The sequence below is a fragment of the Paenibacillus sp. FSL W8-0194 genome, from assembly GCF_037969745.1.
Lineage (GTDB): Bacteria > Bacillota > Bacilli > Paenibacillales > Paenibacillaceae > Paenibacillus_AQ > Paenibacillus_AQ cookii.
In genome coordinates, this window is sequence record NZ_CP150205.1 from 1,491,520 (window position 1) to 1,505,059 (window position 13,540).

Consider the following 13,540-nt stretch of genomic DNA (forward strand, 5'->3'; position numbering starts at 1 on the left):
TGAAGACGATTGTTTGAATCAAAATATTCGTGGCAGACTCCTTCCGGACATGAAGAGACCGCACGAACTTTGGCTAAGCAGCTTTCGGTATCCCCATTGACCGCTTCGCTGCTGGCCTCCAGAGGCATCACCAGCCTGGACGATGCCGAAATGTTTCTCGGGGGCAGCCTTGACGCTTTGCATGATCCGTATCTGCTCCTCGGCATGGATAAAGCCGTACCGCGGATTCGGCAGGCGGTTGAACAGGGGGAACATATACTCATATACGGGGACTACGATGCGGACGGCGTTTCCAGCACTTCATTAATGATTTTTTTCATGCGGCATTTGAAGGCCTCTTTCGATATTTACATTCCGCATCGTTCCAATGAAGGCTACGGGTTACATAACCATGCGCTGGATTGGGCCCATCAGCAAGGCGTCAGCCTGATTATAACGGTGGACACGGGCATAAGCGCGGTAGAGCAAATCGCCTATGCCAACGCGCTTGGCATCGACGTGATCGTGACGGATCACCACGAAGCGCCCGAAGTGCTTCCCGAGGCGTATGCCCTCATCAACCCGAAGCAGCCGGGTTGCCCTTATCCGTTCAAAGGATTGGCGGGCGTCGGCGTAGCTTATAAACTGGCACAGGCCATACTCGGGGAACCCCCGGTGGAATGGACCGAAATCGTCGCGATCGGCACGATCGCCGATCTGATGCCGTTAACCGGGGAAAACCGCATTTTGGTCAGCCGCGGACTGGAATCCATGCGTCGCACCTCGTTTCCGGGAATTCGCGCCCTGATGGAGGTCAGCGGGATTGCGATGGGATCGGTTACGGCCACGAACGTGGCATTCGGGATGGCGCCAAGAATCAATGCCAGCGGCCGGCTGGACCATGCAGGTTCCGCCGTGGCTTTGCTGACGTCCGATGATGCGGACGAAGCGCAGCGGCTGTCCCATGCCTTGGACGATCTGAACAAGGAACGCCAGCAGGTCGTCGAATCGATCGTCGAAGAGGCGCTTGGGCAGCTGCAGCATAAATGTACGGACGGCAGCGTTCCGGACGTGATCGTTCTGGCAGGCGAAGGCTGGAACGTCGGCGTCGTGGGCATCGTCGCTTCGAAAATTTTGGAACGTTATTACCGTCCGGTCATTATTCTCGGCATCGATCCCGAAACCGGGATGTGCAAAGGTTCGGCGAGATCCATCCCGGGGCTTGACATTTACGAGGCGCTGACCTCCTGCAAAGAGCTGATGGACCATTACGGCGGGCACCCGTCGGCAGCCGGCATGAGCCTGCACAAGGATCAGCTTCAAGCGTTTGAAGAAGCTTTGAACCGGTTTGCCGCCGCAGCGATGACGGAAGAAGATTATATTCCCGTCACGGCTGCGGACGGCGAATGGAAATTATCCGACGTTCCGCTGGACGTCATCGACGAAATGGAGATGCTGGCGCCGTTTGGCATGGCCAATCCGGTGCCGAAGCTCATTTTCCGCGGAACCCGGCTCGTCGAAACGAGAAAGATGGGGAAAGACGGCAAACATCTGAAGCTGGTCGTCCGACAGGACGGCGCGCGGATGGAAGCCGTGGCTTTCGGCAGGGGAGATTTGGCGGACGTGCTGGAAGAGGGAATGACCCTGGACATTCTGGCCGAGGTTTCGGTCAACGAATGGAACGGGTCGCGGAAGCCGCAGCTTATGCTGCAGGATATGCGGATCGTGGGACCGCAGGTGTTCGATTTGAGGGATGCCAAAGAGCCATGGAGGCTCGTCCGGCAAATCTACGACCGGATATCGCCGCATATGCGGCTGGACCGCAAACAGATCGCGGCCGTATTTAATCCGCGCCTCGAAGGTTCCCCGAAATTGCATTTGAATGATTGCACCCTTTGGGTATATGATAAGAATGCTGGAATTTCGGCATATAACGACGCGGCCCATACCTATGACGCTGACCAGATTACGACTTTGTTTATGATACACGTGCCCGACTCCGCGGATCAGCTCGATACGCTGCTTGCCACGTTCAAAAACCTCTCCAACCTGTTCCTGCTCCACTCGGGACGGAATCAGGCGGAGAAGCTGACCGTGCCGAGCCGGGACCAATTCAAACTGCTGTATGTATTGCTGATGCGGATGGCTGCGGAGCCGATCAGGGAGAAGGAAGCGCTTCTCCGTCTCAGCCAGCAGTCCTCCGCGACATTGCGTATGGTATCGATGATGATGGACGTATTCGAGGAGCTTTCGTTTATTGAACGCCGTGACGGCCATATCGTGGTCATTCCGAAACCGCCGAAACGCGAACTGAGCAGTTCAGCGCATTTCTCCGCATTGGGCAGCCTGGCCGAAATGGAGCAACATTTGCTGTATGCGGGCACATCCCAATGCACGAGCTGGATGATATCCCGTTTGGAAGGCGCCAGCTAAACGCATGACCTTTCGTATAACACTTAGGAGGAGATTTATTTGGATTACAAGAAACATATTCGGGTCATTCCCGATTTCCCGCAGCCGGGGATCAGCTTCAAGGATATTACCACATTGCTTCAGAACGGAGAGCTGTACAAAAAAGCCATCGACGACCTTAAACAAATGGTTTCCGCTCTGAACATCGATGTGATTGCAGGTCCTGAAGCGCGCGGATTCGTGGTAGGCGCTCCTCTGGCCTATGCGCTTGGCGTCGGTTTTGCGCCGATCCGTAAAAGCGGGAAGCTTCCATACGAGACGATCGAGGTCGGTTATGATTTGGAATACGGCAAAGACCGTCTTGCGATGCATACGGATGCGATCCGCAAAGGACAAAACGTGCTGATTGCGGACGACCTGCTGGCGACCGGAGGCACGATTTCGACTTCCGTCAACCTCGTGCGGCAGCTGGGAGGGAATGTCGTCGGCGCAGCGTTCCTGATCGAGCTTTCGGCTCTGAACGGACGTGAGAAGCTGCCGGGGATCGAAGTGTTCTCCCTCATGGAATACGAAGATTAATCGCCAATAGCGAATACTTATAAGGATTGTCCGGGACTTACGTTTTCCCGGGAAATATTAGGAATACCTTCGGGTCGATTCAGACCTGAAGGTATTTTTTGCTTTGTGCCGCAAATATACATGGAGTAGGGGTGTTGTCCACTCGCCGGCATGGCCGCCGTCATGACCAGTTTTCCCCGGGTTGTACGCAGATTGTTGGAATGCTCGGCGGCGATACGAAATAGTGTTATAAGAGAGGATAAAAACTTCATATTTTTATAATAAACAGAAGAAATTCTCTGAGTATCCCGATTTTCTTCTCCTACCCCAAAAGCTGATGCCGTTCCGCCGTTTTTATCCTCAAGCCAAAGGAATGTCTGCCCGACAATCATGGAAAGGGAGCCGAAAACATGAAAATGAACAAAAAGGGAATGTCTGTCATTGTGTTGTCCGTGTTATTGTTGTCGTTTATGCTGAGCGCCTGCGGCGGAGGTGGAGCAAGCCCGAAAGAAAGCAGTGGAACGACGAAGGAAAACGGCGACGGAAAAACGCAAGAAAACGTCAGCAAAGCGGAGCCGGTGAAATTGGAATTTTGGACGATCTCGCTGCAGCCGACCTTTACGGATTATTTCAATAACCTGATCTCGGAATACGAAAAAAGCCATGAGGGCGTAACCATCGACTGGAAGGACTATCCTTACGATGCCGTTACCAACAAGCTGCTTACCAGCATTGCCAGCGGATCCAGTCCGGACGTGGTCAATTTGAACACGGAATTCGCGAGCCAAATGGGTTCCAAAGGCGCCGTAACCGATCTGAACGCCTTTTTGACCGATGAACAGAAGAAGTCTTATTTTGACGGCATCTTCAACTCCACCGTGATCGACGGTAAAGCCTACGCCCTCCCTTGGTACACCGGCACCGAAGTTCTTTTCATGAACACCAAAATCGTCAAGGCGGCCGGCCTGGATCCGGCAAATCCGCCGAAATCGCAGGATGAGCTGATCGCCTGGGCCAAACAGATCAAGGAAAAAACGGGGAAAACGGGATATGCGACGCAGTGGGTTTCCAACCTGTTCCCGAAAGAAGGCATCAAGATCCTGAACGAGGACAAAAGCGCAGCCGCATTTAATACGCCGGAAACGAAAGCGATCCTCGAAAAAACGAAACAGAAAATCGCCGACGGCGTCATCATGAAGGAGGATGTTCCGTTCACGAAGCAGATCCAGTATTATTCCAGCGAACAGGTGGCTTTCGAAATCGCAGGCCCGACGTTCATCAACTTCCTGAAAACCTCGGCACCGGACGTTTACAAAAATACGGTTGCCGTTCCGCTTCCGACAGGCAAAGCCGATGTGCGCTTGTCGAACAGCATGAACGTCGTCGTGCCCGCCAAGTCGAAGCACCCGAAGGAAGCGGTGGAGTTTGCGGCGTTCATTACGAATGCGGATAACCAGACGGCGTTTGCCAAAGCGGCCAATACGCTTCCGTCCACGAAAGAGTCCATTAAGGATCCGTTTTTTACGCAGTCGGACAACACGCTGGAAGCCCAGGCCAAAATCGCTTCGGCCAACAGCCTGGATAAAGCGGTCGATTATATGGTCGGCGTGCCGAACGCAACGGATATCAACGGGGCGATCGCCAGAGGCCTGCAAAAAATCATGCTGAACGACGCCGACATCGCTTCCACGCTGAACGCCATGGAGCAGGAGGTCAATCAGGTGTTGAAAAAGTAAACGGGACGGTGAATGCGGCATGCGCAGATGGGTGCGTTCGGAAGCCTTCTCAGCTTGGACGTTTATGGCGCCCGGGCTGGCTCTAATAGCGGTGTTTGTATTTTGGCCGATCATTTACGGGATTCCGCTGTCCTTTACCGATTATTCCGTCATTTCCGAAACCCACTATGTTGGCTTGGATAATTTCGTGAAGGCTTTTCAGGATCATAACTTTTTGATTTCGCTGTGGAATTCGCTTTTGTACGTCATCGTCGTGCCGGTGATCCAGGTTTTATCGATTTTGATGGCGATTTTGGTGAACGGGAACATACCCGGCGTCAAAATATTCCGTACGGCCTATTACATCCCGGTCGTGACTTCGATGGTGGCCGTCGCCCTGATCTGGAGCTGGCTGCTCAGCAGCAACGGCGTCGTCAATTTCCTGCTGATGAAAATCGGGCTTATCCATGAACAGGTTTCCTGGCTGTCGACCAGCAGCACCGCGTTGTTCGTCCTCATGTTCATTACGATGTGGAAAGGGCTCGGATACTACATGATGCTTTATTTGGCGGGACTGCAGGGCATCCCCTCGGATCTGTACGAGGCCGCCCGGGTGGACGGCGCGAGCCGCTGGCGTTCGATTTGGAGCATCACCGTGCCGCTGCTTCGGCCGCATATCCTGTTTTGCACGCTGATTTCGCTGATGGGGGCCATCAGAGTATTCGACGAGGTCTACATTTTGACCAAAGGCGGTCCGGGGAACTCGACGTTAACCTCCAGCGTTTACATTTTCCAAAAAGGCCTGGAGCAGTTCAACTTCGGGTATGCGTCGGCGCTGGGGCTGATCGTCAGCGTCCTGATCGGCGCGCTCAGCGTGCTTGTCTTCCGCTTTAACCGCAGAGGGGGTGTACATCCCTATTGATGGCGACGACGACTTATGCGAAAAAATGGTTGACGGGCGTGCGGCTTGCGGTCGTGTACGTCCTGCTGCTGGCGCTGGCCTTATTTATGATGGGACCTTTTCTGTGGCTGCTCAGCGTGTCGCTGATGCCCGGCAAAAACGTGTTTGCCAATCCTCCGGCCATCTTGCCGACGTTTATCGATTTCGATAACTACGTGAAAGTATGGCAGTTCATGAGTTTTCCGAAATACATTTACAACACGGTGGTCATTACGGCGCTAGGGGTGGTCAGCAATGTCGTTTTATCCGCATTGACGGCTTACCCGCTTGCGACCTTTCGCTTCAAAGGCAGAAATTTCGTGTTCGGGCTGCTGGTGGCGACGATGATCATTCCGTCTTCGACGGCCATGATCGTACACTATTTGACCATCCAGTGGCTGCATCTTACAGGTTCTTTTCTCGGGGTGGTGCTGCCTTCGGCCGTTTCGGTGTTCAACATTTTCCTGATGCGGCAGACCTTTCTGAGCGTTCCGACGGACATCCGGGATTCGGGCAAAATGGACGGCGCCTCCGAGTACCGGATATGGTGGCAGCTCGTGCTGCCGCTCGTCAAACCGGCGATCGCGGTGATCTCATTGCTGGAGATGATGGCGTTTTGGAACAACTTTTTGTGGCCGATCGTCGTGCTGGACGATCCGCAGAAGTATCCGCTTGCCGCGGCGCTGACGTTCCTGAACGGACAGTTTTCTTATAATTTCGGCTGGATCGCGGCGGGGACGATGATTTCGGTGCTGCCGATCATCATCGTATTCCTGTTTACGCAGCGGTATTATATGGAGGGCATCGCGGGAGCGATCAAAGGCTAGGCGGCGGGGGATGGACTTTTATATGAAAAAGGGAGCTTGTTAAGCGATGGGGAAGCTGCACAAAATCGTCTATATGCCGCTGGATGAACGGCCTTGCAATTACCAATTTCCTTACCTGCTGGCGCAGGGAACCGGCGTCCGCATGGCGCGCCCGCCCATGGAGATGATGGGACTGAAAAAAAGGCCGGGGGACACGGACCGGTTATGGGCCTGGCTTGAGGAACAGACTGCGGATGCGGACGGCGCCGTCATAGCGCTGGATACGCTGCTGTACGGCGGCATCGTCCCATCCAGGCTGCATCCTATGGAAGAACCGCAGCTCAGGGAACGTCTGCAAAAACTGCGGGGACTGAAGGAGCGCAATCCGGGTCTGAACATATTCGCCTTTCAGCTGATCATGCGCTGTCCCCAATATTCGTCCTCCGACGAGGAACCGGATTATTACGCCGATTGGGGGCGGGATATTTTCCGGAAAGGATACATCGGCCATCGGTCGGAGCTGGGGCTCGCTGCCCCCGGGGAACTGGAGGAGCTGGCGAAGATCGACAGCCGTCTTCCCGCCGGCGTTCTGGAGGATTATTTGCGCCGCAGATCCGTCAACATCGGGGCGATCGACTACGCGCTTCGGCTCGCTGCCGAAGGCGTCATCGATTTTATGGTCATCCCGCAGGACGATGCGGCGCTTTACGGGTACACGGCAAAGGACCAGCAGAAGGTGCGGGCCCTGATCTCGGAGCTCGATTTGGAGCTGAAAACGTACATGTACCCCGGAGCGGACGAAGTCGGCTGCACGCTGCTGGCCAGAATGGTCAACGAAAGCCTGAACGCCGTTCCGCTCGTGTACGCGAGGCTGGCCGCCGCCCGGGGAGCTTGGGTAACCCCGCTGTACGAGGACCGCGTTCTCCACGAAAGCCTGAAATGCCAAATCATGGCCGCAGGCGGTTTGATGGCGTCCTCGGCAGACGAGGCGGATCTCGTGCTGCTCGTGAACACGCCCGGGGAGACGATGGCGGAAGCAACCGTTCAAGAGGAGCCCGATTGGAGTGACGAGGTATCCCGGAACATCGTCGAATTGGCCGAATACGGGGATTACATGCTTCGCCGCAAAGGAAAACCCGTGGCCGTAGCCGATGTGGCTTACGCAAACGGCGCGGATCGCAAATTGCTGAAGCTGCTGAGGCACAAAGGTCTTCTCTTCGAATTGGCGGGTTATGCCGGCTGGAACACGAGCGGAAATACGCTGGGAACGGTCATCGCGCAGTCGTTTTTGTACCTTCGTTTCGGCCGGACGCCGCAGCATCTGGATTTTTTGGGTCTGCGCTACGCGGAGGATTTGTGTTACTGCACCGTCGTCCGCACGAAACTGAATCAAGGCGAAGTCGAAGCGATGGGGCTCAGCCGATTTCAGCTGGACGGACCGCGGGGAAAAGTTGCCCGGCTGGTGCGGGAGCGTCTGGCGGATGAGCTCCGGCAGCGCATTGACGGAAGCGGGGGACGCGTCGAAATAACGGATTGCTTCCTGCCGTGGAACCGGACCTTTGAAGCGGGGCTAAGCGTTCGTTATTATCCGCCGGATGAGGAAGGCTAAGACTGCATCGGGTTCCAGCCCCGGCATGTTTATTCGGATTTGGCAAAAGCATAAAAAACAGAGCCGGCAGCGCCCCTTACAAGGGCTTGTCCGGCTCTGTTTATTTGGGATCAGTCTGGAGTCTTTTCAACAAGTTCGTCGTTTTTTTCGTTGGAAAGGCCAAGCACGTCAATCAGCTTGAAGAACAAGCTCAGCAACATGCCCACGATCGTTGCCAGCGCCATCCCTTTCAAATGGACGTTGCCGATATCGAGCTGCACGCCGCTGATGCCGACGACAAGCACGAGCGTGGCAAGGATCATGTTCGTCGGTTTCGAAAAATCGACCTTTTGCTCGACGAAAATACGCAGGCCCGAAGCGGCGATGACCCCGAAGAGCAGCAGCGACACGCCGCCCATTACAGGAACGGGGATGTTCGCGATGATCGAAGAAAACGTCCCCGAGAAGGACAGCACGATAGCGATCACGGCGGCCCCGCCGATCACGAACACCGAGTAGACCTTGGTCAGCGCCATCACCCCGATGTTTTCGCCGTACGTCGTGTTCGGCGTAGAGCCGACGAATCCGGACAGGACCGTCGAAATGCCGTTGGCAAGCAAAGAACGGTTCAAGCCGGGATCTTTGGACAAGTCTTTGCCGACGATGTTGCTTGTGACCAGCAAATGACCGATATGCTCGACGATGACGACCAGCGATACCGGTATGATGGTAAGAATCGCTTCCAGATCGAATTTAGGAGTGGTAATCGTCGGCATCGAAATGAGATGCGCGCTTGCGATGGCGCCTTTGTTGATCATGCCCGGCATAAAGTAAGCGACCGCGTATCCGGTGACGATCCCGATCAGGATGTGGATGATCTTCGGGAAGCCGCGGAACAGCACCGCGCCGATGACGGTAACGCCAAGCGTCGTCATGGACAGGATGACGGCGTTGGGGTTAAACCAATCCGCCGAAGCCCCGTTCTGCGGGATCAAACCGGCCATGCCGGCTGCGGTAGGCACGAGTTCAAGGCCGATCGTGGCGACGATGGCGCCCATGGCCGCGGGAGGGAAAACGACGTCGATCCATTTCGTTCCGGCGTATTGCACGATCAGTCCGACGACGATGAAGATGATGCCGGTAACGATAAACGCCCCGAGCGCGAGCGGATAGTTGTCCGTATCTTTCAGCAGTACGGCTTGCACAGGCGAAATAAACGCGAAGCTGGAGCCGAGGTAGGCGGGGATTTTTCCGCTGCAGATCAGAATGTACAGCAGGGTGCCGATGCCGTTCATCAGCAAAATCATGCCGGGGTCGACGCCGAACAGGTTAGGCACGAGGACCGTGCTGCCGAACATGGCGAACAGGTGCTGCAGGCTGAGAAGGAATCCCGGGCCAAGCGGAAGCCTTTCATGGACTTGAATTTCGCGTTGCAAGGTTCTTCACTCCTAAATATGAAATATTTTCGTATCTCGAATTGCATTCAATGAACTAGATTAGCTAAGATGCCGACATTTTTCAATCATTTTTTTATGTGATTATGGCCAAATTCGATGATAAAAATTGACGAAAAACCAAAAACATCGGAATGTTCCGTCCAAACCTCCCTGTTCCTGGCACGAAATATTGACGCGGAGCCTTTCAAGCGTCATAATTATAGGAAATCTTATTTGACCAGGGAACCTGCTTAGGATAAACGTTTGCGGGTTCTATTTCATATAGAAGGGAAACGGAAACGACTAGAATGGGCATAGAGCGATTACTTGAAAAGGCAGGAGCCTATATCAAAGAACCGGATTTGAGCCGCATCCGCGAAGCCTATGAATTTGCGGAGCAAGCTCATCACGGACAGGTGCGCAAATCCGGCGAACCCTATATTCTGCATCCGCTGGCGGTTGCAGAAATTGTCGTGGGCTTGATGATGGATACGACATCCATCGTCGCTGCGCTGCTGCATGATGTCGTTGAGGATACGACCGTATCGCTGGAAGAAATCCGGGACAAGTTCGGCGACGCCTGCGCGATGCTGGTTGACGGATTGACCAAACTGGAGCGTATCCAGTTCCGTTCCAAAGAAGAGCAGCAGAACGAAAATTACCGCAAAATGTTTATCGCCATGGCGCAGGATATCCGGGTCATCGTGATTAAGCTTGCGGACCGGCTTCATAATATGCGTACTTTAAAATACCAGTCGGAGGAGAGCCAGCGGCGGATCGCGTACGAAACGCTCGAAATTTTTTGCCCGATTGCGGACCGGCTCGGTATTTCGGCGATCAAAAGCGAAATGGAGGACCTGTCGCTTCGCTATCTCAACCCTCAGCAATATTACCGGATCGCCAACCTGATTCATAAAAAACGCGCCGAACGGGAACAGTTTGTCGAAAACGTCATCGCCAAAATCCGCGAAAAGCTGGACGAAATGGGGATCGAAGGCGATCTGTCCGGCCGGCCGAAGCATATATACAGCGTTTTTAACAAAATGACGTCCAAAAACAAGCAGTTTAACGAAATTTACGACCTGATCGCGATCCGGGTCATCGTCGACAACATCAAGGATTGTTATGCCACGCTCGGCATCATTCATACGTTATGGAAGCCGATGCCCGGACGGTTCAAAGATTACATCGCCATGCCGAAGGCGAACATGTACCAATCGCTTCATACGACGGTGGTCGGCCCCAACGGGGAACCGACGGAAGTGCAGATCCGGACGTGGGATATGCACCGGACGGCCGAATACGGGATCGCGGCTCACTGGGCGTATAAGGAAGGGACGACGCCGGCCGGAGGCAATTTTGAAAATAAAATGACTTTCTTCCGGGAAATTTTGGAGCTTCAGCATGAAGCGAAGGATGCTTCCGAGTTCGTGGAATCCCTTAAGATGGATTTCTTTTCGGACCTCGTATTCGTGTTCACTCCGAAGGGCGAGGTTATTGAGCTGCCTTCAGGATCCGTGCCTCTCGATTTTGCTTACCGGATCCATACGGAGGTCGGAAACCGTACGATCGGAGCGAAGGTGAACGGGCGGATCGTGCCGCTGGACCATCGCTTGAAAACCGGAGACATCGTCGAAATCCTGACGTCCAAGCACTCCTACGGACCCAGCGGGGACTGGCTGAAGATTGCCCAGTCTTCCCATGCCAGAAGCAAAATCAAGCAGTGGTTCAAAAAGGAAAAACGCGAAGAAAACGTCGAAAAAGGCCGCGACATGATCGAACGAGAGCTGAAAAACCGCGGGCTCGATCCTGCCGAATGGACCACGGACGACAAGCTGCTGGAAGTCGCCAAAAAGTTCGCCTTCAACGACGTGGAGGACATGCTGTCAGGCATCGGATTCGGGGGCATCACGGCCGCCCAAATTTGCACCCGCTTGACGGAACGCCTCCGCAAAGAGCAGGAAGAAGCCAATCTGCTGGAGCTGACGTCGGAGAAAAAGGAAATCAAAGCCCCGTCGGAAAAACGATCCCGCCCGACCAACGGCGTGCGCGTCAAAGGAATCGACAATTTGCTGGTCCGTTTTGCGCGCTGCTGCAACCCTGTGCCGGGGGACGATATCGTCGGTTACGTTACCCGCGGACGCGGCGTTTCCGTACACCGCTCGGATTGCCCGAACATTCAGGCGTCGGAGGAAAGCGAGGATGCAGCCCGCGTGATCGAGGTCGAATGGGAGACGGAAATCGAAGCGAATTACAGCGTCGACATCGAAATTACGGGCCATGACCGCAACGGCCTGCTGAACGAGGTGCTTCAGGCGGTATCCGAAAGCAAAACGAACATTTCCGCCGTCACCGGACGTTCGGACAAAAACAAGATGGCGCTGATCCACATGACCATCCTGATCCGCAACACGGATCATCTCCATTCGGTCGTGGAGCGGATCAAACGCGTCAAAGACGTTTATACCGTGCACCGGATCATTCAATAACATTCATCATTCAGCAAGCGGAGGGAATCGCAGCATGAGAGTCGTCGTTCAGCGCTGCAAGGAAGCGCAGGTTACCGTGAACGGAGAAATTACCGGCCGGATCGGCCAAGGTTTGATGGTCCTCGTAGGGGTTACCCATGAAGATACGGAAAAGGATGCGCAATATTTGGCCGACAAGGTCGCGGGCCTGCGCATTTTCGAGGACGGGGAAGGCAAAATGAATTACAGCGTCACCGATGTGGGCGGGGGGGTTTTGTCCGTCTCGCAGTTTACGCTCTACGGCGATTGCCGCAAAGGCAAACGTCCGAATTTTATGGCTGCGGCCAAACCCGATCGGGCGCTTGAGCTGTACGAACGTTTTAACCTCGAGCTGTCCGCCAAAGGGCTGCAGGTCGAAACCGGCATTTTCGGCGAGATGATGGATGTCGCGTTTACGAACTGGGGTCCCGTCACGTTGATCATCGACAGCAAAACGACGGCATAAACCGGCGTCCCCAAGGGAATGCTGAAATATAGAACATCAGCAATTATCCGAAGGAGCCGTCCTATTTATGCGCCAATCTTTCCAAGGATCTGCACTAAAGCAGCTGCCGCTTATTCCGCTTGAATCCGTGAAAGAAGCGGTCAAGCTGGAGCAGGCAAGGAAAATTCCTTTTCCTTTATGGCATGGATACGACAAGGGAAAAGGATCGCTGCCTTACCGCCAGCGCTAACAATCGAACAGTACCCATGCAAAGCAGGGCTTCCAGCATATCGGAACCCTGCTTTTTTAAATGATGGTTACACCGGTTTTCTTTGGGGTAATTACAGAGCATAAAGGCAAACCAGAATCCTTCCGGAAAAGGAGGCAATGATCATGTCGAAACAAATTCAGGCATACTTCAAAACGGAAGACGACGCCGAGCAAGCGAAAACGAAATTGATCGGCATCGAGACGGAGCATTTGGAGGTCGGCCGGCTCGGGACTGCGCTGGAAGGCAACAGGCGGATTCTGCTCCCGTTTGCCCCGGCGGGGATGACAGGCAATGGTGTATCGACCGGTTCCGCATCGGCTGCCGGCGTTTCCGGGGCGGCCTATACTCCTCCGGTGGTGATGTCGGTCGATGATGACGAGGGCGCGCGAGACCGGGATGGCGATGCAGCCGGGGAATCACCGGTGGAAAACCGGACCGCGGAAGACGTGCTGCTGCCGGATTCCATGGATTTGTACGCGGATCGTTACGATGATCTTGAATACGTGCTTTCCTGCAAAGTGCGGGATGAGGATTATGCAAAAGTCGTCAACACGCTGCGCAATCACGGAGGTCACGTCGAAATCTTTGAGGAATGAGTAAAAGCCAGGCTTTTTTAAAGCGGTTTCTTATTTGTAATATAACTGTAATATAAGCTTCATCATCCTTTAATATAGCCTGCTTATAATAACAGCATGACCCCCTTTTTTAATATAAAGTCTTTTGGACCTACAATCGGATTGTAGGTTTTTCTTTTGCCTGCCCCTTGACTTTAGTAAAGCAGTTCATTACAATCTAAAAATAATCCAAAAACCGATTCGATGACGGGACCAAGTAGTCCGCGCCCCACCATGCAGAGAGGAATCCCTTAGGCTGGAAGGATTCT

12 protein-coding genes are annotated in these 13,540 nt (G+C 54.1%); 10 read left to right on the top strand and 2 right to left on the bottom strand.

Annotation, left to right across the window (positions count from 1 at the left end; all coding sequences use genetic code 11):
* Nucleotides 1–9: 9 nt before the first annotated feature.
* Nucleotides 10–2,412, top strand: coding sequence for a single-stranded-DNA-specific exonuclease RecJ (gene recJ, locus MKY58_RS06480; RefSeq protein WP_339323906.1), 2,403 nt, complete (start codon nt 10–12; stop codon nt 2,410–2,412).
* Nucleotides 2,413–2,451: 39 nt separating this feature from the next.
* Nucleotides 2,452–2,970 (top strand): adenine phosphoribosyltransferase, encoded by a 519-nt coding sequence (locus tag MKY58_RS06485; RefSeq protein WP_036711201.1) that lies wholly within the window; start codon nt 2,452–2,454, stop codon nt 2,968–2,970.
* A gap of 17 nt (nt 2,971–2,987) precedes the next feature.
* Here the strand turns inward: MKY58_RS06485 and MKY58_RS06490 are convergent, their stop codons facing one another.
* Entirely contained in the window at nt 2,988–3,341 is a 354-nt protein-coding gene (locus MKY58_RS06490) for a hypothetical protein (RefSeq protein WP_339323907.1), read from the bottom strand.
* Nucleotides 3,342–3,359: 18 nt separating this feature from the next.
* Here MKY58_RS06490 and MKY58_RS06495 point away from each other — a divergent pair, with 18 nt between their 5' ends.
* From MKY58_RS06495 to MKY58_RS06510, 4 genes are read left to right on the top strand one after another with little or no spacing between them, the layout of a single operon-like run.
* Nucleotides 3,360–4,685 (top strand): sugar ABC transporter substrate-binding protein, encoded by a 1,326-nt coding sequence (locus MKY58_RS06495; RefSeq protein WP_339323908.1) that lies wholly within the window; start codon nt 3,360–3,362, stop codon nt 4,683–4,685.
* Nucleotides 4,686–4,704: 19 nt separating this feature from the next.
* Complete coding sequence (locus MKY58_RS06500; protein ID WP_339323909.1) at nt 4,705–5,586, top strand: sugar ABC transporter permease; 882 nt, start codon at nt 4,705–4,707, stop codon at nt 5,584–5,586.
* Nucleotides 5,586–6,431: a carbohydrate ABC transporter permease gene (locus MKY58_RS06505; protein ID WP_339325070.1), complete on the top strand. Its 846-nt coding sequence runs from the start codon at nt 5,586–5,588 to the stop codon at nt 6,429–6,431. Before MKY58_RS06500 ends, MKY58_RS06505 begins: the two co-directional genes overlap by 1 nt.
* 46 nt (nt 6,432–6,477) lie before the next feature.
* Nucleotides 6,478–8,019 (top strand): DUF4127 family protein, encoded by a 1,542-nt coding sequence (locus MKY58_RS06510; protein ID WP_339323910.1) that lies wholly within the window; start codon nt 6,478–6,480, stop codon nt 8,017–8,019.
* A gap of 110 nt (nt 8,020–8,129) precedes the next feature.
* Here MKY58_RS06510 and uraA read toward each other — a convergent pair whose 3' ends face one another.
* Nucleotides 8,130–9,434, bottom strand: a complete 1,305-nt coding sequence (gene uraA, locus MKY58_RS06515) for a uracil permease (protein ID WP_339323911.1) — start codon at nt 9,432–9,434, stop codon at nt 8,130–8,132.
* Between the two features lie 308 nt (nt 9,435–9,742).
* On the opposite strand from uraA, the gene MKY58_RS06520 reads away from it, so the two are divergent.
* The 4 genes from MKY58_RS06520 to MKY58_RS06535 all read left to right on the top strand — a co-directional run bounded on the left by MKY58_RS06520 (nt 9,743) and on the right by MKY58_RS06535 (nt 13,253).
* Nucleotides 9,743–11,923 carry a bifunctional (p)ppGpp synthetase/guanosine-3',5'-bis(diphosphate) 3'-pyrophosphohydrolase gene (locus MKY58_RS06520; RefSeq protein WP_339323912.1) on the top strand — a complete coding sequence of 727 codons (2,181 nt, stop codon included), beginning with the start codon at nt 9,743–9,745 and terminating at the stop codon, nt 11,921–11,923.
* A gap of 34 nt (nt 11,924–11,957) precedes the next feature.
* Nucleotides 11,958–12,407, top strand: coding sequence for a D-aminoacyl-tRNA deacylase (gene dtd, locus MKY58_RS06525; protein ID WP_339323913.1), 450 nt, complete (start codon nt 11,958–11,960; stop codon nt 12,405–12,407).
* A gap of 67 nt (nt 12,408–12,474) precedes the next feature.
* Complete coding sequence (locus tag MKY58_RS06530) at nt 12,475–12,636, top strand: hypothetical protein (protein WP_339323914.1); 162 nt, start codon at nt 12,475–12,477, stop codon at nt 12,634–12,636.
* A gap of 143 nt (nt 12,637–12,779) precedes the next feature.
* Nucleotides 12,780–13,253 carry a hypothetical protein gene (locus tag MKY58_RS06535; RefSeq protein WP_339323915.1) on the top strand — a complete coding sequence of 158 codons (474 nt, stop codon included), beginning with the start codon at nt 12,780–12,782 and terminating at the stop codon, nt 13,251–13,253.
* Nucleotides 13,254–13,540 lie beyond the last annotated feature (287 nt).